The organism is Neobacillus pocheonensis, from assembly GCF_050477905.1.
Lineage (GTDB): Bacteria > Bacillota > Bacilli > Bacillales > Cytobacillaceae > Neobacillus > Neobacillus pocheonensis_A.
This window is the reverse complement of record NZ_JBCNAD010000018.1, coordinates 171323-194616: the sequence shown is the minus strand read 5'-3', so window position 1 is coordinate 194616 and position 23294 is coordinate 171323. Positions and strand designations below refer to the sequence as shown.

The 23294-nt window shown below is 41.8% G+C and carries 22 protein-coding genes and 1 riboswitch; of the genes, 20 read left to right on the top strand and 2 right to left on the bottom strand.

All coding sequences use genetic code 11. The features are described from left to right. Positions 1–431: 431 nt before the first annotated feature. Complete coding sequence (locus tag ABES02_RS09600) at positions 432–1292, bottom strand: translocation protein TolB (protein WP_430133504.1); 861 nt, start codon at positions 1290–1292, stop codon at positions 432–434. A 451-nt stretch (positions 1293–1743) separates the two neighbouring features. Between ABES02_RS09600 and ABES02_RS09595 the strand changes: the two genes are divergently transcribed. The 15 genes from ABES02_RS09595 (at position 1744) to purD (ending at position 16389) form a co-directional block, all read left to right on the top strand. Then, on the top strand, positions 1744–2601 hold the full coding sequence (locus ABES02_RS09595) for a mechanosensitive ion channel family protein (protein WP_430133502.1): 858 nt from the start codon (positions 1744–1746) through the stop codon (positions 2599–2601). A gap of 54 nt (positions 2602–2655) precedes the next feature. Next, positions 2656–3198 (top strand): DUF2179 domain-containing protein, encoded by a 543-nt coding sequence (locus tag ABES02_RS09590; protein WP_430133499.1) that lies wholly within the window; start codon positions 2656–2658, stop codon positions 3196–3198. Next, a complete protein-coding gene (locus ABES02_RS09585; protein WP_430133497.1) occupies positions 3195–3392 on the top strand; it encodes an NETI motif-containing protein in 198 nt (65 codons plus the stop codon). Before ABES02_RS09590 ends, ABES02_RS09585 begins: the two co-directional genes overlap by 4 nt. A 94-nt stretch (positions 3393–3486) precedes the next feature. Next, positions 3487–3588: riboswitch (purine riboswitch) on the top strand. A gap of 127 nt (positions 3589–3715) precedes the next feature. Next, positions 3716–4204, top strand: a complete 489-nt coding sequence (purE, locus tag ABES02_RS09580; protein ID WP_430133494.1) for a 5-(carboxyamino)imidazole ribonucleotide mutase — start codon at positions 3716–3718, stop codon at positions 4202–4204. Further along, complete coding sequence (purK, locus tag ABES02_RS09575; RefSeq protein WP_430133492.1) at positions 4197–5345, top strand: 5-(carboxyamino)imidazole ribonucleotide synthase; 1149 nt, start codon at positions 4197–4199, stop codon at positions 5343–5345. The genes purE and purK overlap by 8 nt, the downstream gene beginning before the upstream one ends. Before the next feature lie 3 nt (positions 5346–5348). Further along, positions 5349–6644, top strand: a complete 1296-nt coding sequence (purB, locus tag ABES02_RS09570; RefSeq protein WP_430133489.1) for an adenylosuccinate lyase — start codon at positions 5349–5351, stop codon at positions 6642–6644. A 71-nt stretch (positions 6645–6715) separates the two neighbouring features. After that, positions 6716–7435 carry a phosphoribosylaminoimidazolesuccinocarboxamide synthase gene (gene purC / locus ABES02_RS09565; protein WP_430133517.1) on the top strand — a complete coding sequence of 240 codons (720 nt, stop codon included), beginning with the start codon at positions 6716–6718 and terminating at the stop codon, positions 7433–7435. After that, a complete protein-coding gene (purS, locus tag ABES02_RS09560; protein WP_430133486.1) occupies positions 7428–7682 on the top strand; it encodes a phosphoribosylformylglycinamidine synthase subunit PurS in 255 nt (84 codons plus the stop codon). The genes purC and purS overlap by 8 nt, the downstream gene beginning before the upstream one ends. Further along, on the top strand, positions 7679–8362 hold the full coding sequence (gene purQ, locus ABES02_RS09555; RefSeq protein ID WP_430133483.1) for a phosphoribosylformylglycinamidine synthase subunit PurQ: 684 nt from the start codon (positions 7679–7681) through the stop codon (positions 8360–8362). Before purS ends, purQ begins: the two co-directional genes overlap by 4 nt. Continuing rightward, the gene (gene purL / locus ABES02_RS09550) at positions 8346–10571 is read left to right on the top strand and encodes a phosphoribosylformylglycinamidine synthase subunit PurL (RefSeq protein ID WP_430133480.1); all 2226 of its coding nucleotides are present in this window, start codon (positions 8346–8348) and stop codon (positions 10569–10571) included. Before purQ ends, purL begins: the two co-directional genes overlap by 17 nt. Continuing rightward, positions 10547–11953 (top strand): amidophosphoribosyltransferase, encoded by a 1407-nt coding sequence (purF, locus tag ABES02_RS09545; RefSeq protein ID WP_430133477.1) that lies wholly within the window; start codon positions 10547–10549, stop codon positions 11951–11953. Before purL ends, purF begins: the two co-directional genes overlap by 25 nt. A gap of 5 nt (positions 11954–11958) precedes the next feature. Further along, positions 11959–12993 carry a phosphoribosylformylglycinamidine cyclo-ligase gene (purM, locus tag ABES02_RS09540; protein ID WP_430133474.1) on the top strand — a complete coding sequence of 345 codons (1035 nt, stop codon included), beginning with the start codon at positions 11959–11961 and terminating at the stop codon, positions 12991–12993. Further along, positions 12990–13592: a phosphoribosylglycinamide formyltransferase gene (gene purN / locus ABES02_RS09535; protein WP_430133471.1), complete on the top strand. Its 603-nt coding sequence runs from the start codon at positions 12990–12992 to the stop codon at positions 13590–13592. The genes purM and purN overlap by 4 nt, the downstream gene beginning before the upstream one ends. After that, positions 13567–15105 (top strand): bifunctional phosphoribosylaminoimidazolecarboxamide formyltransferase/IMP cyclohydrolase, encoded by a 1539-nt coding sequence (purH, locus tag ABES02_RS09530; protein WP_430133468.1) that lies wholly within the window; start codon positions 13567–13569, stop codon positions 15103–15105. The genes purN and purH overlap by 26 nt, the downstream gene beginning before the upstream one ends. Before the next feature lie 15 nt (positions 15106–15120). Next, a complete protein-coding gene (gene purD / locus ABES02_RS09525; protein WP_430133466.1) occupies positions 15121–16389 on the top strand; it encodes a phosphoribosylamine--glycine ligase in 1269 nt (422 codons plus the stop codon). Positions 16390–16461: 72 nt separating this feature from the next. On the opposite strand, the gene ABES02_RS09520 is transcribed toward purD, so the two are convergent. Continuing rightward, the gene (locus ABES02_RS09520) at positions 16462–16746 is read right to left on the bottom strand and encodes a YgaP family membrane protein (protein WP_430133463.1); all 285 of its coding nucleotides are present in this window, start codon (positions 16744–16746) and stop codon (positions 16462–16464) included. A 165-nt stretch (positions 16747–16911) separates the two neighbouring features. On the opposite strand from ABES02_RS09520, the gene ABES02_RS09515 reads away from it, so the two are divergent. The 5 genes from ABES02_RS09515 (at position 16912) to pcrA (ending at position 23285) form a co-directional block, all read left to right on the top strand. Next, a complete protein-coding gene (locus ABES02_RS09515) occupies positions 16912–18657 on the top strand; it encodes an adenine deaminase C-terminal domain-containing protein (protein WP_430133460.1) in 1746 nt (581 codons plus the stop codon). A gap of 71 nt (positions 18658–18728) precedes the next feature. Then, entirely contained in the window at positions 18729–19778 is a 1050-nt protein-coding gene (locus ABES02_RS09510; protein ID WP_430133457.1) for a DUF3048 domain-containing protein, read from the top strand. 18 nt (positions 19779–19796) lie between these two features. Next, a complete protein-coding gene (locus tag ABES02_RS09505; RefSeq protein WP_430133454.1) occupies positions 19797–20111 on the top strand; it encodes a YerC/YecD family TrpR-related protein in 315 nt (104 codons plus the stop codon). Positions 20112–20236: 125 nt separating this feature from the next. Continuing rightward, a complete protein-coding gene (locus tag ABES02_RS09500) occupies positions 20237–20929 on the top strand; it encodes a heptaprenylglyceryl phosphate synthase (protein ID WP_430133451.1) in 693 nt (230 codons plus the stop codon). Positions 20930–20999: 70 nt separating this feature from the next. After that, positions 21000–23285, top strand: a complete 2286-nt coding sequence (gene pcrA / locus ABES02_RS09495; protein ID WP_430133448.1) for a DNA helicase PcrA — start codon at positions 21000–21002, stop codon at positions 23283–23285. Positions 23286–23294 lie beyond the last annotated feature (9 nt).

Sequence of the window (23294 nt, the reverse complement as noted above, 5' to 3'; positions counted from 1 at the left end):
GAGAGTAGGACGTTGCCAGGCCAATGAAAAAGACAATCCGCGAGGGTTGTCTTTTTGTAATTTGGGTAGAAACACCAACTCAAACATTCCGAAAGGTCGAATAAGGGTCCTATGGGACAAAACACGAACCCAAACCGGTAAAACTGTCTCATAGACTGCTCCTATGGGACAAAACACTAACCCAAACCGGCAAAACTGTCTCATAGACTGCTCCTATGGGACAAAACACCAACCCAAACCGGCAAAACTGTCTCATAGACTGCTCCTATGGGACAAAACACCAATCCAGAGCGGCAAAATTGTCCCATAGACCGCTCCTATTGGACAAAACACCAATCCAGACCGGCAAAACTGTCCCATAGACCACTTCAAAATAAAAACCCTCCTGTTTTCTTCCTTCCAACTCTACCAAAAGTAGTAGTTACCAATTCTTAACGCCCTTCCGTTCCATTATACAAATCAAAAACCTCATCCCAATGCCACTTTTCGTAATACCAGGTCCCTAAAGTAATATCTTTTATCCACTGTTTTTCCTTACTTTCATTAGGTCTGGAAACTAATATATTTGCTGTCTTTCTGTCAGTCCTAATCCAGTAAAGAGTATTACCCAAATATTGAGGGGCAAAATCACCTTCATTTTTGGAAGGAAAGGTCACTTGCCGTTGCTTTTTAGAAATTTCAAAAATACTTGGCAATGGCCGGTCACTAATGTCAACTAACTCACTTTCCTTTGAACGTGATACAAACAAAACACCATTATTCTTCCAAGCTAGATCACGATCGACAGACCCCCTTGGAGTAATATCCTTCACAACAAAGGCTGGAAAACTAATTGTCTTCATTTGTTTATTCTTCATCGCTTCGCGGCCAACCCCACTTATGTATCCAAGAACATCTCTTGTTGGCGCCCATTGAAACCATTCCTCATAATTTAACATCTCATCAACTCGTTTAAACACCTTTCCATTCGATGAGAGAACACAGAGCTTATTCCCATCGGCAGACAAAGACGCGGTTGGTACCATCAAAAATGCAATCCACTTATTATCATGAGACCATTTAAATCGACTCGTGCTTACAAATAGTTCATCTTCATGAACAGGAACGGTGTAAAAGTGTTTAATCTCTAAATTTTTCCGGCCAAGAAGGACTCTCGATAAAATAATATCAGAGTTAAGCTTTTCACTTTCTTTGGAGGAGGTTATAAAACCCTTTCCATCAGGCAGCCATGAGAAATTTTCAATATGGGATCCTATCTGTGCGTATGGGGAGGAAGATTCCGCATTTAACATATATAAAACCTTATCCTTCAGAAAACCAATTTTATTTTCCCTTGGAGACCATTGTAAGTCGTTCGAAATATTCGATATGACTCTAAAGTGTTTCCTGCTTTTAATATTATAAAGCCATAAATCGCCGCTATAAGGGGAATCTTTACCTTTTAGGTAAGCGATTCACTCCCCATTATGCGACCACTTTGGATACCTTACATACTCTCCGTTTGTTATTCTCTTTTCTTTATCTCCAATTTTGATCCACAAATCGTTGTTCCGAATGAAAGCGGCCTTGAGTGATTTCTGTGCGAATACAGTGGATTGGAACGAAATGCTCGTCATAACTAGAACCGTGATGATTAGTATTTTTTTAAACACAAATGCCCCTCACAATCAATGTAAGATTTTCAAATTAGTATGTCCATAATTGTAAAGACTAGGGATAAGTGGAAAAGAAGAAGGTGAATGGATGGATTGGCTGAATCTGCTTCATGAATATAAATTGACAAGTATAATATTAGCGGTAATCATTGCATGGCTGAGTGTTTTCATCATAAATAAAGTGATTCATGATTTTTTCCAACGAACAAATTTTATTGAAGAACGCAAAGAGCAGACGATTGAAAGTATGATTCGTTCCTTAACCAAATATACGGCTACCCTAACGGTCATATTTTTCGCAGTATCACAGTATGTCCAACATTTTGGGAGAGTTTTGGCAGGTGCAGGAATTGTCGGGGTCATCGTCGGTTTTGGGGCGCAAAGCTTAATCAAGGATATCCTGGCAGGAATCTTCTTAATTTATGAAAAGCAGCTTCATAAAGGCGATTTTATTACCGTTAATAATACCTTTAATGGGACAGTTGAGGAGGTTAGCCTAAGGTATTTAAAGGTTCGGGAATGGAGCGGGAAGCTGTTAACCATCAGCAATGGGGAAGTAAAGCAAATACAAAATTATAATATTGACCGAATGCGGGTCATCGAAAGAGTAGTTGTCAGTTATCGGGAGAATCCAAACAAGGTATTGGAGGTTCTGGAAATTGCTTGTGAAAAAATAAATGAAACTAATATGCCTTGTCTGAAATTGGATGAGTCTAATTGTGTCATGGAGCCATTTCAAGTTTATGGAATGACTTCATTGAATGCTAATTTTCGTGGAATCGAATATACGATTACCGGTCTTGTTGATGATACCTTATTTTGGGATGCGGCAAAAGAAGCGAGGCGTATAATTGCTCAAACTCTATATGATTACGAGGTCCAACTAGCAGAGGATACGATGGTAGTGAAATCTCAAGTTTCACCAATTTCAATACAAAGAGACTGACCGTCAGTAAATTTTGTGCTAATATAGTGAGCATACTGCCAAGGGGGACTTCCTATGTTAGAAAATAGCTTACTAATGGTTGCCATTATCCTGATTATTAATATTGTCTATGTTTCTTTTTTTACAATCAGAATGATTCTAACACTTAAGGGCCAGCGGTATTTAGCTGCGTTTCTCAGTATGATTGAAGTGGTTATTTATGTTTTGGGGCTCGGTCTTGTCTTGAATAATCTTAATGAGATTCAAAACTTGATTGCCTATGCGGTTGGTTATGGAATTGGTGTCATTGTGGGGATGAAAATTGAAGAAAAGCTGGCCTTGGGTTATATTACTGTTAATGTAATTACGAAGGAATATGATAAAGATTTGCCAAAAATATTAAGAGAAAAAGGGTACGGTGTTACGAACTGGGAAGCAAATGGTCTCGAAGGCGACCGAATGGCCATGCAAATCCTGACACCGAGAAAATTTGAGTTAAAGCTTTATGATACGATCAAAAGCTTGGACCCCAAGGCATTCATAATCTCTTATGAGCCGAAATCTATACATGGCGGGTTCTGGGTGAAATCCGTGAAAAGAGGGAAATTGTTCTCATGAGCAAAAAGAAGATGCAATTTGAAGTTCAGGAAAATGAAAGTATTGAGGAATGCTTGAATAGAATGGAACAGCAAGGCTATTTTCCTGTTCGCAGAACCGAGAAGCCAATTTTTCAAGAGGTTAAAAAAGGAAATGATACCATTTATGAGCCAATTGGCCGTCAAATCGTCTTTGAAGCGAAGTTAATTGAGTAAAACACGAACATTGTGGTGTTATTTAAAAATAATGTTCGATTTATTGGTTGACAGCTAGACGGTTGATTGGTAAGATAAAGGCAGATAATCTAACAAAACAATTTATCTTTACCCTCGTATATCCATGGGAATATGGCCCATAAGTTTCTACCCAATAACCGTAAATTATTGGACTATGAGGGAAAGTCAATATGTTCGGCACAAAATGGGGCGTTGCCTTCCTTTTTGTTGACCTTAAATGCTCATGCCCGGACAAATGGCTTTCTCTTCATGAGGACGCTATTTGTACCGGGCTTTTTATTTTGAATAAAGGGGGAATCGGAATGGAAAAGTTAGTCGGAGTCATCATGGGAAGCAAGTCAGATTGGGAAACAATGAGGCATGCTTGTGATATATTGGATCAATTAGAGATTCCCTATGAAAAAAAGGTAGTTTCGGCCCATCGAACGCCTGAATTGATGTTTACATATGCAGAAGAAGCCAGAGAAAGAGGCCTAAAGGTCATTATCGCTGGTGCCGGAGGAGCGGCTCATCTTCCAGGGATGGTTGCCGCAAAGACAACATTGCCGGTCATCGGCGTGCCCGTTCAATCAAAAGCATTAAATGGTTTGGATTCCTTACTTTCAATCGTACAAATGCCGGGTGGCGTACCGGTTGCAACCGTGGCGATTGGAACTTCAGGTGCTGTAAATGCTGGCCTGCTGGCAGCACAAATATTAGCAGCTAATGACCAAGTCCTTGCAAATAAATTAGAAGCTAGACGTGAAACTATTAAACTAGAAGTACTAGAAAGTAGTGATCAACTTGTCTAACAAAGTGATTTTACCAGGAGCAACGATTGGGATTATCGGCGGGGGTCAACTTGGCAGAATGATGGCGCTATCCGCAAAAGCACAAGGGTTTCGAATTGCCGTCTTAGAGCCATCTGCAGACTCACCCTGCGGTCAGGTGGCAGATATTGAAATCATCGGCGCTTACAATGACCGTGAGGCAATTAGCCGATTAGCCGAAGTCAGCGATGTGATTACCTATGAATTTGAAAATATCGATGCCGATACACTAGGTTGGATTTGTGAGAAGGCTTATGTCCCGCAAGGCCCTAAACTTTTAACAATTACACAGGATCGAATCAAAGAAAAAGCTGCTATACAAGCAGCCGGAGTAGAAGTTGCTCCTTATGAAGTAATCAACCACCTAGAGGATCTTTTTATAAAAATAGAATCAATTGGCTTTCCGGCCGTATTGAAAACGGCAAGAGGCGGCTATGATGGAAAAGGCCAGCTGGTGGTGAAAAATAAGGAGGATTTAGCGAAAACTGAGGCACTTCTCAATCATGGAGCCTGCGTCCTAGAAAAATGGATTTCTTTTGAAAAAGAAATTTCCGTGATTGTAACAAGAAAAGTAGATGGCGAAACCTCTATTTTTCCAGTAGGGGAAAACATTCATATAGAAAATATTTTGCATAAAACGATTGTTCCGGCAAGAATTACTCAGGATATACAAGAAATGGCCATTCTAAAGGCGAAGCAGATTGCTGATTCGCTTGGATTAGTCGGGACGCTGGCGGTCGAAATGTTTGTAACGGAGAATGGAACAATTTATATCAATGAGCTGGCGCCACGGCCGCATAATTCAGGGCACTATTCGATTGAAGCCTGTGAGACTTCCCAGTTTGAACAGCATATCCGTGCCATCTGCAATTGGCCATTAGGGAGCACAGGGCTATTAAAACCGGCAGTTATGGTCAATCTATTAGGAGAGCACCTTGAAAGCTTATATCAAGATATTCCGCAACTAACAGACTGGAAAATTCATTTATACGGAAAAAAAGAGCCAAAATTGAAAAGGAAAATGGGGCATGTTACCATTTTACGTGATGATGTAACAGAGGCACTTTTAGAAATAAACGAGAGCAGCATCTGGCATACAGCAAAAGAACTGATCGGAGGATAAAACATGATTGATCGTTATACAAGACCTGAAATGGGAGCAATTTGGACGGAGGAGAACCGCTTTAATGCCTGGTTGGAGGTTGAAATCCTCGCATGTGAAGCTTGGTCTGAACTTGGAGACATTCCAAAAGAGGATGTAAAGAAACTTCGTGAGAATGCTTCTTTTAATATTGACCGGATTAAGGAAATTGAAGAGGAAACAAGACACGATGTTGTCGCGTTTACACGTGCAGTATCAGAAACACTTGGTGAAGAGCGCAAATGGGTTCATTACGGATTAACGTCTACCGACGTAGTTGATACGGCCCTGTCTTACTTATTGAAGCAGGCTAATCAAATCTTGCTAAAGGACATTGAGAACTTCATTGAGATTTTAAAGAACAAAGCACAGGAACATAAATATACGGTGATGATGGGTCGGACCCATGGTGTCCATGCTGAACCGACAACTTTTGGTCTTAAACTGGCATTATGGTATGAAGAGATGAAACGGAATCTGGAGCGTTTTAAACAAGCTGCAGAGGGCATAGAGTTTGGTAAGATTTCCGGTGCAGTTGGAACCTATGCAAACATTAATCCTTTTGTTGAGCAGTATGTTTGTGAAAAATTGGGGCTTCAGCGTGCTCCAATTTCTACTCAGACCCTGCAGCGCGATCGTCATGCTCACTATATGTCAACTTTAGCGTTGATTGCGACTTCAGTTGAAAAGTTTGCGGTGGAAGTCCGCGGCCTGCAAAAAAGTGAAACGCGTGAAGTTGAAGAGTTTTTTGCAAAAGGACAAAAAGGGTCATCTGCAATGCCTCATAAACGTAATCCAATTGGCTCTGAAAACATGACGGGGATCGCCCGCGTAATCCGCGGTTACATGCTAACTGCCTATGAAAATGTGCCGCTATGGCATGAACGTGACATTTCCCATTCATCTGCAGAACGGATTATTTTACCGGATGCCACGATTGGTTTAAATTATATGCTTAATCGCTTTGCGAACATTATTAAAAACTTGACTGTTTTTCCAGAAAACATGAAGCGCAACATGGACCGTACGCTTGGATTGATTTATTCGCAGCGAGTGTTGCTAGCATTAATCGATAAAGGACTTTCCCGTGAGGAAGCCTATGATACGGTGCAGCCGAAAGCAATGGAAGCGTGGGAGAAACAAGTTCCATTCCGTGGTTTAATTGAGGCAGAAACGAAAATTACCTCTTTACTTTCACCGGCGGAAATTGCAGATTGCTTTGATTATAACTACCATCTCCAGCATGTCGATACCATTTTTGATCGATTAGGGTTGAACTAAAAAAATAGAGGGGCATTGGATAGTGCCCCTCCTTTATAATGAAGATTCCCAATATTGTGAAACTAGGAGGCATTCCCATGAAAGAGCTACTATACGAAGGAAAAGCAAAGCGTATTTACTCAACAGACGATGAACAGGTTGTATTAGTTGAGTACAAGGATTCCGCCACCGCATTCAACGGGCAAAAAAAGGCAGACATCACTGGCAAAGGCCGTTTAAATAACGAGATTACTAGCTTGCTATTTTTAAAGCTTAAAGAACAAGGAATTAAGTCTCACTTTATAAAAAAAATATCCGAAACCGAACAGCTGGTAAAAAAGGTCACCATCATTCCGCTTGAAGTAGTCGTTCGCAATGTAGCTGCTGGAAGCCTCTCTAAACGATTGGGAATGGAAGAGGGATTACAATTATCAGCTCCTATCGTTGAGTTTTATTTAAAAAATGATGATTTAGGGGACCCGCTGGTAACGAATGATCATATTCTTGAACTTAATGTAGCTAGCATCCGAGAATTAGATATTTTACGAGAAAAAGCACTAAATATTAATGCAGTTTTATCAAGCTTTTTTACAGAACTCGGTATTCGCCTCATCGATTTCAAACTAGAGTTTGGGAAAGACAATGAAGGAAGAATTTTACTAGCCGATGAAATTTCCCCTGACACTTGCAGACTGTGGGATCAAAAAACAAATGAAAAGCTCGATAAGGATGTATTCCGCCGTGATTTAGGAAGCTTAACCGAAGCCTATGAAAATATCTTAAAAAGACTTGGAGGACATCAGCATGTATAAAGTAAAGGTATATGTTACGTTAAGAGAAAGTGTACTAGATCCACAGGGGAAAGCCGTAACGAATTCCTTACACACACTAAACTATAAAGAAGTAGCCGATGTCCGTATCGGTAAATATATGGAATTAACAATCGAAAAATCAGACCGTGATATAAATGATGTGGTAAATGAAATCTGTACGAACCTTTTAGCTAATCCAGTTATTGAAGATTACCGTTACGAGGTAGAGGAGTGTGTTACTCTGTGAAATTTGCGGTAATCGTTTTTCCAGGATCAAATTGTGACGTTGACATGTTCCATGCGATTCAAGATGAACTTGGCGAGCAAGTAGAATATGTCTGGCATGATGCCAAGAACCTAGATGAATTCGATGGAATTCTTTTGCCAGGCGGCTTTTCCTTTGGTGATTATTTACGTACGGGATCGATCGCTAGATTTAGTAATGTTATGAAAGAAGTTATCAAAGCGGCAGAAGCGGGGAAGCCGGTTCTTGGTGTATGTAACGGATTTCAGATTCTCCTTGAGGCTGGATTACTGCCAGGGGCTATGAAACGAAATGAAAGCCTATCATTTATTTGTAAGCCAGTGGAACTAAAGGTAGAAAACAATCAGACGATGTTTTCCAGTGAATACAGTAATGGCGAAACCATTATGATCCCAGTTGCTCATGGAGAAGGAAACTACTATTGTGATGAGGAAACGCTAGAGAAGCTTAAAGCCAATAATCAAATCGTGTTTACCTATAACCAGAACCCGAATGGAAGTCTTGCAGATATCGCCGGTATTGTAAATGAGAAAGGAAACGTTCTTGGTATGATGCCTCACCCTGAAAGAGCGGTAGATGAACTTTTAGGCGGCGCCGATGGACTGAAATTGTTTCAATCGATTGTAAAAGCTTGGAGGGAAGCACATGTTGTCAATGCTTGAACCAAATCCTAACCAGATCAAGGCAGAAAAAATCTATCAGCAAATGGGTTTGTCCGACGAAGAATTTACAATGGTTGAGAACATTCTTGGACGCACACCAAATTATACAGAAACAGGGTTATTCTCTGTTATGTGGTCGGAACACTGCAGTTATAAAAATTCCAAACCTATCTTAAAAAAGTTCCCGATTACCGGTGAGCGTGTCCTTCAAGGACCGGGAGAAGGCGCAGGGATTGTTGATATCGGTGATGAGCAGGCGGTTGTTTTTAAAATCGAAAGTCATAACCATCCATCAGCGATTGAACCCTATCAAGGAGCAGCAACTGGTGTAGGCGGTATCATCCGTGACGTATTCTCCATGGGAGCAAGACCAATTGCGATGTTGAACTCACTTCGCTTTGGGGAACTGGATTCTGCACGTGTACGCTATTTATTTAAAGAGGTAGTAGCTGGGATTGCCGGTTACGGAAATTGTATTGGAATTCCAACAGTTGGCGGAGAAATTGGGTTTGACCCTTGTTATGAAGGAAATCCTTTAGTTAATGCGATGTGTGTTGGATTAATTGATCATAAGGATATTAAAAAAGGGCAGGCGCACGGGGAAGGCAACACAGTTATGTATGTGGGAGCCAAAACAGGCCGTGACGGAATACATGGTGCGACATTTGCTTCTGAGGAATTAACGGAACAATCCAATGAAGACCGTCCCGCAGTTCAAGTAGGCGACCCATTCATGGAGAAGCTCCTATTAGAGGCATGCTTAGAGCTTATTCATTCCGATGCATTAGTGGGGATTCAAGATATGGGGGCAGCAGGACTGATTAGTTCATCTGCGGAAATGGCCAGTAAAGCTGGAATGGGAATTGAGATGAATTTAGACTTGGTTCCACAGCGGGAAACAGGGATGACTGCTTACGAAATGATGCTGTCAGAGTCCCAGGAACGGATGCTTATCGTCGTTAAAAAGGGTAGAGAACAAGAGATTGTTGAGCTTTTTGAAAAATACGGCTTAGAAGCAGTAGGTATTGGAACGGTTAAGAGCGACAAACAGATTCGCCTTTTCCATAAAGGAGAAATCGTGGCGGATGTTCCTGCTGATGCCTTAGCGGAAGAAGCACCGGTTTACCACAAGCCTTCTAAAGAACCAAGTTACTTTGCTGAATTCCAAGCGATGGACAATGAAGTTCCTCAAGTGGACGATTTGAAAGGAACTTTAGTAAGTCTCTTAAGCCAACCAACGGTAGCTAGCAAGGAATGGGTTTATGAGCAGTATGACTATATGGTGCGTACTAACACTGTCGTTTCACCAGGTTCTGACGCAGCGGTTGTAAGAATCCGCGGCACACGAAAAGCCCTGGCGATGACAACGGATTGTAATTCCCGCTATGTCTATTTAGACCCGGAAGCAGGCGGGAAAATCGCCGTAGCTGAAGCAGCACGTAATATTGTCTGTTCGGGCGCGGAGCCTTTAGCGATTACAGATAACTTGAATTTTGGTAACCCAGAAAAACCAGAAGTGTTTTGGCAGATTGAAAAAGCAGCTGATGGTATGAGCGAAGCCTGCCGTGTCCTCGAGACACCAGTAATTGGCGGTAACGTATCTTTATATAATGAAACAAGCGGAACAGCCATCTTTCCAACACCAGTAGTTGGGATGGTAGGTTTAGTAACAGATCTAGATCATATTACAACACAGCACTTCAAACAGAACGGCGACCTTATTTATCTATTAGGTGAAACAAAGGATGAGTTCGGAGGCAGCGAGCTGCAAAAGCTTTTATACAGCAGAGTATTTGGTAAAGCCCCTGAATTAAACGTAACGGTGGAAAAAGAAAGACAAAATCAGGTGCTTGCTGCGATTCGTGCAGGAGTGGTGCAATCAGCCCATGATTTATCCGAAGGCGGTCTAGCAGTTGCATTAGCAGAATGTCTTTTCGCAAATGAAAAGCTTGGGGCTGATGTAACACTCAGTGGAAATCCTGTATCTGCCTTATTCAGTGAAACACAATCGCGCTTCTTGTTATCTGTTAAAAAAGAACGTCAAGCTGAGTTTGAAAGTTTAGTAGACGCTCAACTGATTGGTGAAGTAAATCATTCAGGAAAATTAAGCGTTACAATCGAGAGCGATAAAGTTCTTGAGAACACAGTAGAAGAATTAAAAGCTGCCTGGAAAGGAGCCATCCCATGCTTGCTGAAATCAAGGGATTAAATGAAGAGTGCGGAATATTTGGCGTTTGGGGACATCCGGATGCAGCCCAGCTTACTTACTACGGGCTGCACAGCCTTCAGCATCGCGGGCAGGAGGGGACCGGTATAGTGGTCTCCGATGGCAAAACTCTTAAAGGGGTTAAAGGTGAAGGGCTGGTAGCAGAAATTTTTACGGCAGATGCCATGGCACAATTAACTGGTAATGGAGCAATCGGCCATGTCCGTTATGCGACAGCAGGGGGCGGCGGCTATGAGAACGTTCAGCCTCTTTTGTTCCATTCGCAAACCGGTAGTCTGGCGCTAGCCCACAATGGGAATCTTGTGAATGCTAATTCGTTGAAATACCAGTTGGAAGCACAAGGAAGTATTTTTCAAACAAGCTCGGATACAGAAGTGCTGGCCCATTTAATAAGGAGAAGCGGATTTCATAAAATGAGTGACGCTGTGAAAAATGCTCTTTCGATGTTAAAGGGTGCCTATGCCTATTTAATCATGACGGAAACTGAGTTAATGGTGGCCCTTGACCCGCATGGATTAAGGCCGCTCTCGCTAGGCTTACTGGGGGATGCTTATGTGGTGGCATCAGAAACATGCGCTTTTGATGTAGTTGGTGCTGAATATATCCGCGATATCCATCCAGGCGAGCTCTTAATCATTAACGAAAAGGGACTGACATCAGAACGATTTGCTGTCAGTACAACAAAAGCCATTTGTATGATGGAATACGTTTATTTTTCAAGACCTGATAGTAACATCCAAGGAATCAATGTTCATACAGCACGTAAAAACATGGGGAAAAGATTGGCCGTGGAGGCTCCTATTGATGCGGATGTTGTCACAGGCGTTCCTGATTCGAGTATTTCTGCTGCGATCGGTTATGCAGAAGCAACAGGCATTCCTTATGAAATGGGATTAATTAAAAATAAATATGTAGGCAGGACGTTCATTCAGCCTTCGCAAGCATTACGTGAGCAGGGAGTTAAAATGAAACTGTCGGCTGTTCGCGGTGTTGTTGAAGGAAAGCGCGTCGTTATGGTCGATGACTCGATTGTCCGCGGTACGACGAGCAGAAGAATTGTCTCACTTCTTAAAGATGCAGGAGCGACAGAGGTACATGTTGTAATCAGTTCACCTCCCATTAAAAACCCATGTTTCTATGGGATTGATACGGCAACAAAGGAAGAACTGATTGCATCAGATAAATCAGTGGAGGAAATCAGGCAGTTGATTGGCGCTGATTCGTTAACGTTTTTAAGCTTGGATGGTATGGTGAAAGCACTTGGGCAGGACGAGACTGCTGGCCATTGCCTTGGCTGCTTTACTGGAAAATATCCGACAGAAATCTATCCTGATACACTGCAGTACTATTATCAAAGGGGTTGACGAACATGGCAAATGCATACAAACAAGCAGGGGTAAATATCGAAGCAGGCTATGAAGCTGTCGATCGAATGAAAAAGCATGTTCAACGGACAGCAAGGACGGGAGTACTGGGCGGCCTCGGTGGTTTTGGCGGCATGTTTGATCTTTCTGCATTAAATCTGAAAGATCCAGTACTGGTGTCAGGCACCGATGGAGTCGGCACGAAATTAATGATTGCATTTATGATGGACCAGCACGATACGATTGGGATAGATGCGGTCGCGATGTGTGTGAATGATATCGTTGTACAGGGGGCGGAACCGCTGTACTTCCTCGATTATATTGCCTGCGGGAAGGCAGTACCGGAAAAAATCGAGTCGATTGTTAAAGGAATCGCTGACGGCTGTGAGCAGGCTGGCTGTGCGCTTATCGGTGGAGAAACGGCAGAAATGCCTGGACTCTATCGCGAGGATGAGTATGACTTAGCCGGGTTTACTGTTGGTGCTTGTGAAAAGTCGCAGCTGATCAACGGCGAAACGGTTAAGCCAGGAGATGTGCTGATTGGACTTGCCTCAAGCGGGATTCACAGCAATGGCTATTCCCTCGTCAGAAAGGTATTTAATAATTGGTCCTTAATTGAATTCGTCGACGAACTTGGGTGTACATTAGGGGAAGAACTACTAAAACCAACGAAAATCTATGTAAAGCCGATTTTATCAGCCCTCGAAAAATTTAAACTTAAAGGGATGGCCCATATTACAGGCGGTGGATTTATTGAAAACATTCCAAGAATGTTGCCTGCCGGTCTTGGGGCGGAGTTGGATGAAAAATGCTGGCAAATTCCCAATATCTTTAAACTGATTTCTGAGGTTGGTCAAATCGATTATAAAGAGATGTATAATATTTTTAATATGGGAATTGGTATGGTCATCGCAGTGGATCCAGACAGGGCTCAAGAAGTATTGGAACATTTTAATGAATGTGGCGAAATCGCTAATGCTATTGGAGTTGTGACCAATCAAGAAGGAATCAGCATCAAAGGATTAGGTGGCCGCCGATGAAGAAAATAGCAGTGTTTGCATCAGGGAACGGAAGCAATTTTCAAACGATCGTTGATGCTGTTCATTCAGGGATACTCACGGCTAATCTAACTCTTTTGGTTTGCGATAAACCAGGTGCTTACGTAATCGAAAGAGCAGGCTTAGCAGGGATTCCTTGGTTTGTTTTTAACCCTAAAGATTATCCAAGCAAGGAAGACTATGAAAAAGTAATATCTGTCTTACTAAAGGACAATCAAGTGGATCTGATTGTTCTTGCTGGTTATATGAGGTTGATCGGTCCAACTTTATTAAGAGAGTTTGAAGGACGAATCATCAACATTCATCCTTCGCTGCTCCCGGATTTTCCAGGTAAAGATGCGATTGGGCAGGCATTGGCTGCAAAAGCGAAATGGAGCGGTGTAACAATTCATTTTGTTGATGAAGGAATGGATACCGGTCCAATCATTGTCAGGGAGCGGGTTCGTCTAGAGGAAAAGGAAACAAGAGAGAGTTTAACAAGAAAGATTCAGGCGATTGAACATAAGCTATATCCATCGATTCTACAAATGCTTATTACACAAGGAGAGGTATTATATGCAGAAAAAACGCGCGCTAATTAGTGTTTCTGACAAAAGTGGAGTTAGCGAATTTGCTAGAGAGTTAGTTGGTTTGGGCTTTGAAATCATCTCAACCGGCGGTACGAAAAAAATGCTTCAAGAGCAGGGCATTCCTGTTATGGGCGTTAGTGATGTCACCGGGTTTCCTGAAATTTTAGAAGGCCGTGTTAAAACATTAAATCCTTTTATTCATGGCGGTTTATTAGCGAAACATGATGAGGTAGAGCATCAAAAACAGCTTGATGAACATGGTATTGCGCCTATTCAGGTTGTTTGCGTGAATCTTTATCCATTCCAGCAGACGATTGAAAAACCGGATGTGACAGTGGCTGATGCCATTGAAAATATTGATATTGGCGGCCCAACCATGCTCCGTGCTTCGGCAAAAAATCATCAATATGTCACTGTCGTCGTGGATCCTGCGGATTATGAGAAAGTGATTGCGGAACTACAAACTGATGGTGCTACAAAACTTGAAACAAGAAGAAAGCTAGCAGCGAAAGTGTTCCGCCATACGGCTGCTTATGATGCCTTAATCGCAGAATACATGACCAATCTTGCTCAAGAAGAAAATCCGGAGAAAATGACCGTTACATATGAATTAAAGCAGTCACTTCGGTACGGGGAAAATCCGCATCAGCAAGCGGCTTTTTATAAAAAGCCATTAGGCTCAACTTTTTCAATTGCTTATGCTGAGCAACTTCATGGTAAAGAGCTTTCCTATAATAATATCAATGACGCTGATGCTGCTCTGCAAATTGTTAAAGAATTTACGGAACCTGCAGCCGTTGCCGTAAAGCATATGAATCCTTGCGGTGTTGGTACAGGGAAAACGGGTTATGAAGCATTCGAAAAAGCGTTTGCGGCGGATCCAGTTTCGATTTTTGGGGGTATTATTGCTTTCAATCGTGAAGTCGATGCTGAAACGGCTGCGAAACTTCATGAAATTTTCTTAGAAATTATCATTGCTCCTTCTTTTTCGAAGGAAGCTTTAAATATTTTAACTGCGAAAAAGAATTTGCGTCTTTTAACGATTCCGTTTGAGCGAGCGCCAAAAGCGGAGTTAAAGATGACAACGGTTGAAGGCGGGTTACTGGTACAAGAGCAGGACCGCTATCCATTAGAGGATGCGGAGATTACCATTCCTACCAAAAGAAAGCCTTCTGAAACAGAGTGGGAAGCTTTGAAGTTGGGCTGGAAGGTTGTTAAACATGTGAAATCTAATGCTATCGTTATTTCAAACGAAGACATGACACTTGGCATTGGTGCCGGTCAAATGAACCGTGTAGGTTCAGCAGAGATCGCTCTTAAGCAGGCCGGAAGCAAAGCTGAAGGTGCCGCACTTGCTTCTGATGCCTTCTTCCCGATGGATGATACCGTGGAAGCAGCTGCTAAAGCAGGAATAACGGCGATTATTCAACCTGGCGGATCAATACGTGATGTGGATTCGATCAAAAAGGCAGACGAATACGGCATTGCCATGGTATTTACTGGAGTAAGACACTTTAAACACTAAAAGGGGTGAGAAATGGTGAAGGTTCTAATAATTGGCCGCGGCGGAAGAGAGCATGCCATTTGTTTAAAAGTAAGCGAAAGTCCTCTTGTAGAAAAGGTGTTTGCGGCCCCTGGTAATGACGGAATGGCGGATGTGGCCGACCTTGTAGAAATTGATGAAACTAATTACGAACAACTGATTCAATTTGCTAAAAATGAGGGTGTGGGTCTGACGATTATTGGTCCAGAGGTGCCCCTTCTTGAAGGATTGGCTGACCGGTTTGAAGCAGCAGGCTTGAAGGTGTTTGGCCCTCGAAAAGCAGCAGCGGAAATTGAGGGAAGCAAATCGTTTGCGAAAGAATTAATGAAGAAGTACCAGATTCCTACGGCTGATTATGCTGTCTTTACTTCTTTTGAGGATGCACGTCAGTATGTAGAGGAAAAGGGCGCACCGATTGTGATTAAAGCAGATGGCTTAGCAGCCGGAAAAGGTGTAACAGTGGCCATGACCAAAGAGGAAGCTTTGGCAAGCCTTGAAGATATGCTTGTTGGAGCAAAGTTTGGGGCTGCGTCCTCAAGAGTAGTCATTGAAGAATTTTTAAGCGGAGAAGAATTTTCTTTAATGGCTTTCGTGAATGGGGGCGTAGTTATACCACTTGAAATTGCGCAGGATCATAAACGTGCTTTTGATGGTGACCAAGGTCCAAATACTGGTGGTATGGGTGCGTATTCACCTGTTCCGCAAATTGGTGCCGATATGGTGCAAACGGCTATTGAAACAGTCCTGAAGCCGGCCGCCAATGCAATGGTTCAGGAAGGCAGAAGCTTTTGTGGCATCCTATATGCAGGCTTAATCGCAACGGCTGAAGGCCCTAGGGTAATCGAATTTAACGCACGCTTTGGTGATCCAGAAACTCAGGTTATCTTGCCAAGATTGAAATCAGATTTAGTGGAGGTCATTATCGAACTTTTAGATGGTGGCGTTCCAGTTCTTGATTGGGATTCTCAATCAATGGTTGGTGTAGTGGTTGCTTCAAATGGATATCCAGAAGATTACCAAAAGGGTGCCGTTTTAAATGGTCTAGATCAGTTTAATAAGGATGTCTATACGTTTCATGCGGGAACACGTAAAAATGCTGCAGGGGAATTCACTACAGCGGGAGGAAGGGTTCTCCTTGTCGGCGCAAAGGCAGATCAATTAGTTGAAGCACAGAAAAAAGTATATGCTGAGCTGGAAAAATTAGCGTGTAAGGGTGTCTTTTATAGAAATGATATCGGTTCAAAAGCGATTGAGCACGTTTTGTAGAGTGTAAGCAAATGTAATCCTAATAAAAAGGGCTGACCGTTCGCGGCCAGCCCCTTTTACTTAAATCTCTAATCAAGTCGGATTATAAGGAACTTCCATTCCTTCCATTCCATCCAATGAATCATTAGCCTGATTATGTTCCTCAATCATCCCCTGGCATTTTTCACATAGGGCCGTTACCGGACAATAGCGGACAATTCCTTCTGCTACTTTCATCGCAGCGCATAGTGCTACAAATAAATAGGAATCCCTCCATGGGTGCTTTACCAACTTAGACGTGCTCCAAGCAAGAACCGTTAGTCCAAGTGTAATTCGGATTAATGCGTTTAAAATGCCAATATTCGGCTTGATATTCAAAATGCTCACTCCTTCACAATGTGTTTACAATATTTATCAATTCTTTACTGCTTTAAATTGTAAAGTATGATAGTATAGTATCTAAAGAAAAAAATGTAAGGGCTTTCTTTATTATTAAATCAAGATTTTATTATATAGATAGTTTTTTTAAGGGAGGGAATTTGTATGCTAGAACAACGCTACCGCTGGAAAAATAAACACTTACGCATGCATGTATCCGTTTTGGATGGGAAAACGTCTCCCACCATATTATTGAAAAATGCTTTGTACTTAAATCAAACCTTTCGCAAATGGATGCGTGCAAATATTTGGATTTATGAAGATCGGATTGTTTATGTTGGCGAGGATTTGCCGGCACAAGTGAAAAATTGTGAATTCATTGATTGTACGGACAAAATCCTTGTACCAGGATACATCGAGCCACATGCCCACCCGTTTCAGTTATATAATCCCCATACGCTTGCAGCCTATGCATCCCAATTTGGAACAACAACGTTAATTAATGACAACATGGCCCTTATGTTAAATTTAAACAAGAGGGAGGCGTTTTCATTATTAAAGGACCTTCGTTCGATTCCAACGACAATGTTTTGGTGGTGTCGTTTTGATTCGCAAACGGAAATTTTGCATGAAGAAGAAATTTTTTCACACAGTAATATTAAATCATGGCTCGAACATGACGCTGTCCTGCAAGGCGGGGAACTGACCGGCTGGCCGAAGCTGCTTGATGGCGATGATATGATGCTGCATTGGATTCAAGAAGCAAAGCGGATGCGCAAGCAAATCGAAGGTCATTTTCCAGGGGCGTCTGAAAAAACATTGGCCAAAATGATGCTTTTAGGTGCCGATTGTGACCATGAAGCGATGACAGGTGAAGAGATCTATAAACGTTTAATGCAGGGTTATATGGTATCGCTAAGAAACTCTTCGATACGGCCTGATTTACCAGCCCTTTTGGACGATATGAAACGATTAGGCATTGATGCATATGATAGATTAATATTTAATACCGACGGTTCCTCATCTGCCTTTTACGAGCAGGGAATCACCGATCACATGATTCGGATTGCTATAGAAAAAGGTGTTCCTGTTATCGATGCCTATAATATGGCAACTGTAAATATCGCCAGATACTACGATATTGACCATTTGCATGGTAATATTGCTACTGGACGTGTCGCCAATATTAACTTTTTAGCAAGCATCGAAAATCCAACCCCTGTATCCGTTCTTGCAAAAGGGAAATGGGTGAAGCGTGATGGGGTAAAAGTTGAAGATGCATATGGATCCATTAATTGGGAGCAATATGGATTAAAGCCAATGGAATTAGATTGGGAACTATCGACAGATGACCTCCAATTTTCGATGCCATTTGGAATTAAAATGGAAAACTCAGTCATTACAAAACCATATTCCATTGCAATTGATGTTTCCGGAGATGAATTGCCAACCAATCATGATGAATGCTTTTTTACCTTAATTGACCGAAAAGGAAAATGGCGGATTAATACAATTCTAAAGGGATTTGCGACTAAATTACCTGCCTTAGCTAGTTCATTTTCAAACACGGGGGATATTATTTTAATAGGAAAAAGTAAACAAGATATTATCCATGCTTTTAATAGAATGAAAGAACTTGGTGGCGGAATTGTCATGGTAGAGAATGGAGAGGTCGTTTGTGAATTACCTTTGGAATTAAATGGAATTATGTCAAACCTACCTGTCGAAGAATTAATTCAACAAGAAAAAAGACTTTTTGAGGAGTTAGCCAAGCGTGGTTATGCTTTCTCGGATCCAATTTATAGCTTGTTGTTCTTTTCTTCCACGCATTTACCATACATTCGTATTACGCAGCAGGGAATGTATGATGTCATGAATAAAACAGTTCTCTTTCCTTCGATTATGCGATAAACTGTAATTAAGTAAAGAGTTAAAGTGTGAAAGTGTTTAACATCAAGAATGGAATTCGGGGTGTTCAATAGATGAAAAAATGGGCTTTTGCCATGGCAGCTATCCTTTTATTGTTTTCTGGCTGCAGTAATAAGGATCAGGTGAAGGAACCAGAAAAAAGGCATGAGACTGTTAACAAAGTGGTGGAAAAAGAAGAACAGAAGCAGGAGGATCCTTACTATTTCCCACTAACAGGCATCGGTTCTGAAACCGATACCGCTGGAAGAGCCGTAGCCGTGATGGTGAATAATCATCCAAAAGCAAGACCGCAATCTGGATTAAACAAGGCAGATATTATTTATGAAGTTCTGGCGGAAGGTGATATTACCCGCTTTCTAGCCGTTTTTCAAAGCGAAAAGCCGACGAATATCGGACCTGTCCGAAGTGCACGAGATTATTATATCGAACTTGCTAAAGGATTGAATGCTCTCTATGTTGCCCATGGCTGGAGTCCGGAGGCAAAGCAGATGCTAGAGGAAAATTATGTTGATAATTTAGATGGAATGGTCTATGATGGGACCCTGTTTAAACGATCTACTACCCGTAAAGCACCGCATAACTCCTATATTACTTATGACAATATTTTAAAGGGCGCGAAGCAAAAAAGATATTCCATGGAAAAAAGTCCTCCGGCATTTAAGTTCTATACGAATGAAGACAGTAAAAATGTAACGGGTAATGAAGCCAAATCCGTTTTGATTACTTATTCAAAAAGCAAAATTTCAGATTCCACTTACAAGTTTGACAGTACACTTGGAAAATATGAGCGCTTTTCAGGAGGAGAACAAACGGTTGATTTAGAGACGGATGAACCGGTTCTGCTCGATAATATCTTCATTATCGAAGCGGTTCATCAAGTGATTGATTCGTCTGGGCGCAGAGATATTGACCTTAAGTCCGGCGGTAAAGGTTATTTGCTGCAAAAGGGCAAAGTAAATGAAGTTGAGTGGAAGAATAAGAACGGTTTAATTGTTCCAATGAAGGATGGGGAAGAAGTTCGTTTGGTACCGGGAAAAACATGGGTCAACGTGGTTCCAACCAACCCTGGACTACAAAAAAGTGTTTCTTTCAATATAAAATAAATAAAAGGAGTAAAATATATGCAGATTAATAAATTACGGGGAAAAGAACTCGACCAATTATTTCAAGCAGTTCTTTCATTAAAGGATTTAGAAGAGTGCTATCGTTTCTTTGACGATTTATGTACCATCAATGAAATTCAGTCTCTTGCCCAGCGGTTAGACGTTGCTAGAATGCTACGTGAAGGCAATACCTATCATAAAATTGAAACAGAAACAGGGGCAAGCACCGCGACCATTTCACGTGTAAAACGCTGCTTGAACTTTGGAAATGATACGTATGAAATGGTTCTAGAACGGATTAAAGAAGAAAACAGCAAAACTGAAGAAGTATAACCAAGCCGGAGAGCGTTCTTCGGTTTTTCTTTTTGGATTTTATTTCTTACAGGGTTTTATTTTTTTATCGATACCGCTAATGCTATAATGGTGTAATGGACTTAGGTAATGGGAGGCTTCCTTAAATGTATGATTTTCGCGAGTGGCGCCATGTGTTTAAACTCGATCCTAATAAAGAAATTTCTGACGATAAGCTAGAAAAAATATGTGAATCGGGTACGGATGCTGTCATGGTTGGCGGCACTGATGGGGTGACCCTTGAGAATGTGCTCGACTTAATGGCGAGAGTTCGCAGATATACCGTTCCGTGTGTCCTTGAAGTTTCTAGTATAGAGACGGTGACACCAGGCTTTGACCTTTATTTCATTCCGACTATTCTAAATAGCACCGATACGAAGTGGATTACAGGACTTCACCATCAGGCTGTAAAGGAATTTGGTGAGATTATGGACTGGGATGAAATCGTTATGGAGGGCTATTGCATCTTGAACGAAGATTGCAAAGCAGCCCAACTAACATCGTCAAACGCTAAAATGAGTAATGAAGATGTAAAGGCCTATGCGATGATGGCAGAAAAAATGTTTCAACTACCGATATTTTATCTCGAATATAGTGGTAAATATGGGGATGCTGCTCTTGTAGCAGACGTCAAAAAGGTCCTCAATAAAACAACATTTTTCTATGGCGGCGGCATCTCTACAATGGAGCAGGCGGCGGAAATGGCCAAGCATGCTGATGTCATAGTCGTTGGAAATGCCCTTTATGAAAACTTCGACCAAGCACTCGATACGATAAAAAGTGTCCGATATGTCCGATAGAATTTGCTATCAATAGAATGGAACGGTAAAATAAAAACAAGAACAAATGTTTGTGATGGTGGTGGATAACATGCAATATTTAACCGACAAGCTGTTAAACGGGCTAAACCCCGAACAGCAAAGCGCTGTAAAAGCAACAGACGGACCGCTTTTATTAATGGCAGGTGCCGGAAGTGGAAAAACCAGAGTTTTAACTCATCGAATAGGGTATTTAATCGTAGAAAAACGAGTGAATCCATATAATATTTTAGCAATAACATTCACAAATAAAGCGGCAAGAGAAATGAGAGAACGAATCGGAAAAATGATGGGCGGAGCGGCAGAGGAAATCTGGATCTCCACTTTTCACTCAATGTGCGTAAGAATTTTACGCAGAGACATCGACCGGATGGGCTTTAACCGCAATTTTACGATTTTGGACACAACCGATCAGCAATCGGTGGTTAAAGGTATTCTAAAGGAAAAAAATCTCGATCCGAAAAAATTTGACCCGCGTGCGATTTTAGGGGCGATCAGTTCCGCTAAAAACGAGTTAATCGACCCGGAAGAATATGAGAAAACGGCTGGCGGACAATATTTTGAACAAAAGGTCAGTGAAATATATAAGGAATACCAAAAACGGTTACGCAAAAATCAGGCCTTGGATTTTGATGACCTAATCATGATGACGATTCAGTTGTTTCAACGTGTTCCGGAAGTGCTTGAGTATTATCAGCGAAAATTTCAATACATCCATGTTGATGAGTACCAGGATACGAACAGAGCTCAATACATGCTTGTCAAAATGCTCGCCATGCGTTTCAGAAATCTTTGTGTCGTCGGCGACTCGGATCAATCGATCTATCGCTGGCGCGGTGCGGACATTGCCAATATCCTCTCATTCGAAAAGGACTATCCAAATGCAACCGTCATTCTGCTTGAACAAAATTATCGTTCAACAAAGCGGATCCTCCTCGCAGCGAATAAGGTTATTGAAAACAACATGAACCGCAAAGCGAAAAACCTTTGGACCGAAAACCCTGAAGGAAACAAACTTGTGTATTACCGTGCAGATAGCGAGCAGGGCGAAGCACAATTCGTGGCTGGAAAAATAAAAGAATTAACCCGTGATGACAAATACAAGCTTTCAGATATTGCGATCCTTTATCGTACCAATGCTCAGTCCCGTGTGATGGAAGAAGTGCTGCTTAAATCAAATATCGGATATGCAATTGTCGGCGGTACAAAATTCTATGACAGAAAAGAAATCAAGGACATGCTTGCTTACCTGCGTCTAATTTCTAATCCAGACGATGATATCAGCTTGCAGCGAATCATCAATGTACCGAAACGCGGGATTGGCTCGACTTCTTTCGATAAAATCGCCGACTTTGCCGCCATGCATGATCTCTCCATCTATCAGGCGCTTGATTCGATTGAATTGATTGGCTTAAGCCCGAAAATTACGAAGGCAGCAAGAGAGTTTCGCGATTTAATTCGTAACTATACGAATATGCAGGAATTCCTATCGGTTACGGAATTAGTCGAAGAAGTGCTTGAAAAGACAGGATATAAAGAAATGCTTAAGGCCGAAAAATCGCTCGAAGCACAAAGCCGGTTAGAAAACCTTGAGGAATTATTATCCGTTACGAAAAATTTTGAGGATACAAACGAAGATAAAAGTCTGGTCGCTTTTTTAACAGATTTAGCACTAGTTGCCGACATTGATTCATTGGATGAAGAAGGCGAAAAAGCTGATTCGATTACACTTATGACTTTACACTCAGCAAAAGGTTTGGAATTCCCTGTGGTCTTCTTAATTGGGCTAGAAGAAGGAGTATTTCCTCATAGCCGTTCCCTTATGGAAGAAGCAGAAATGGAAGAGGAACGTCGACTTGCTTACGTGGGAATTACACGAGCAGAGCAAACTCTATTCTTAACAAACGCTCAAATGAGAACGTTATTTGGCCGAACTAATATGAACCCAGCATCTAGATTTATCAGCGAGATTCCAGAGGACCTTTTAGAAGGAGTGGAGCCTGAAAAAAGGCAATCGTCTCCTTTTGGCGGTTCAAGGGCATTTGGGGGGGCAGGATCATCATTTGGGTCAAAAGGATCTTCATTCGAAGCCCGAGGAAGCTCATTTGGCACTCCATCAGCACCACGTAAGCCTGTCATGCGTCCCGTTTCGGCGGCCTCCAGTGGGGATGATATCGGCTGGAAGGTTGGCGATAAAGCCGAGCATGGTAAATGGGGGATTGGAACAGTTGTTAGTGTAAAAGGCCAAGGCGAAGGAACCGAGCTTGATATTGCGTTCCCAAGTCCGGTTGGCATTAAACGTCTGCTGGCCAAATTCGCACCAATTAAAAAAGCGTAAGATTGAAAT

Excerpts from the sequence above, each read along its gene's own strand:
- purF (WP_430133477.1), top strand. The coding sequence starts at position 10,547 with ATGCTTGCTGAAATCAAGGGATTAAATGAAGAGTGCGGAATATTTGGC.
- pcrA (WP_430133448.1), top strand. The coding sequence starts at position 21,000 with ATGCAATATTTAACCGACAAGCTGTTAAACGGGCTAAACCCCGAACAG.
- purH (WP_430133468.1), top strand. The coding sequence starts at position 13,567 with ATGCAGAAAAAACGCGCGCTAATTAGTGTTTCTGACAAAAGTGGAGTT.
- ABES02_RS09515 (WP_430133460.1), top strand. The coding sequence starts at position 16,912 with ATGCTAGAACAACGCTACCGCTGGAAAAATAAACACTTACGCATGCAT.
- ABES02_RS09500 (WP_430133451.1), top strand. The coding sequence starts at position 20,237 with ATGTATGATTTTCGCGAGTGGCGCCATGTGTTTAAACTCGATCCTAAT.
- ABES02_RS09505 (WP_430133454.1), top strand. The coding sequence starts at position 19,797 with ATGCAGATTAATAAATTACGGGGAAAAGAACTCGACCAATTATTTCAA.
- purS (WP_430133486.1), top strand. The coding sequence starts at position 7,428 with ATGTATAAAGTAAAGGTATATGTTACGTTAAGAGAAAGTGTACTAGAT.
- ABES02_RS09585 (WP_430133497.1), top strand. The coding sequence starts at position 3,195 with ATGAGCAAAAAGAAGATGCAATTTGAAGTTCAGGAAAATGAAAGTATT.
- ABES02_RS09590 (WP_430133499.1), top strand. The coding sequence starts at position 2,656 with ATGTTAGAAAATAGCTTACTAATGGTTGCCATTATCCTGATTATTAAT.
- ABES02_RS09600 (WP_430133504.1), bottom strand. The coding sequence starts at position 1,292 with ATGTTAAATGCGGAATCTTCCTCCCCATACGCACAGATAGGATCCCAT.
- purE (WP_430133494.1), top strand. The coding sequence starts at position 3,716 with ATGGAAAAGTTAGTCGGAGTCATCATGGGAAGCAAGTCAGATTGGGAA.
- purM (WP_430133474.1), top strand. The coding sequence starts at position 11,959 with ATGGCAAATGCATACAAACAAGCAGGGGTAAATATCGAAGCAGGCTAT.
- purL (WP_430133480.1), top strand. The coding sequence starts at position 8,346 with ATGTTGTCAATGCTTGAACCAAATCCTAACCAGATCAAGGCAGAAAAA.
- purB (WP_430133489.1), top strand. The coding sequence starts at position 5,349 with ATGATTGATCGTTATACAAGACCTGAAATGGGAGCAATTTGGACGGAG.
- ABES02_RS09595 (WP_430133502.1), top strand. The coding sequence starts at position 1,744 with ATGGATTGGCTGAATCTGCTTCATGAATATAAATTGACAAGTATAATA.
- ABES02_RS09510 (WP_430133457.1), top strand. The coding sequence starts at position 18,729 with ATGAAAAAATGGGCTTTTGCCATGGCAGCTATCCTTTTATTGTTTTCT.
- purN (WP_430133471.1), top strand. The coding sequence starts at position 12,990 with ATGAAGAAAATAGCAGTGTTTGCATCAGGGAACGGAAGCAATTTTCAA.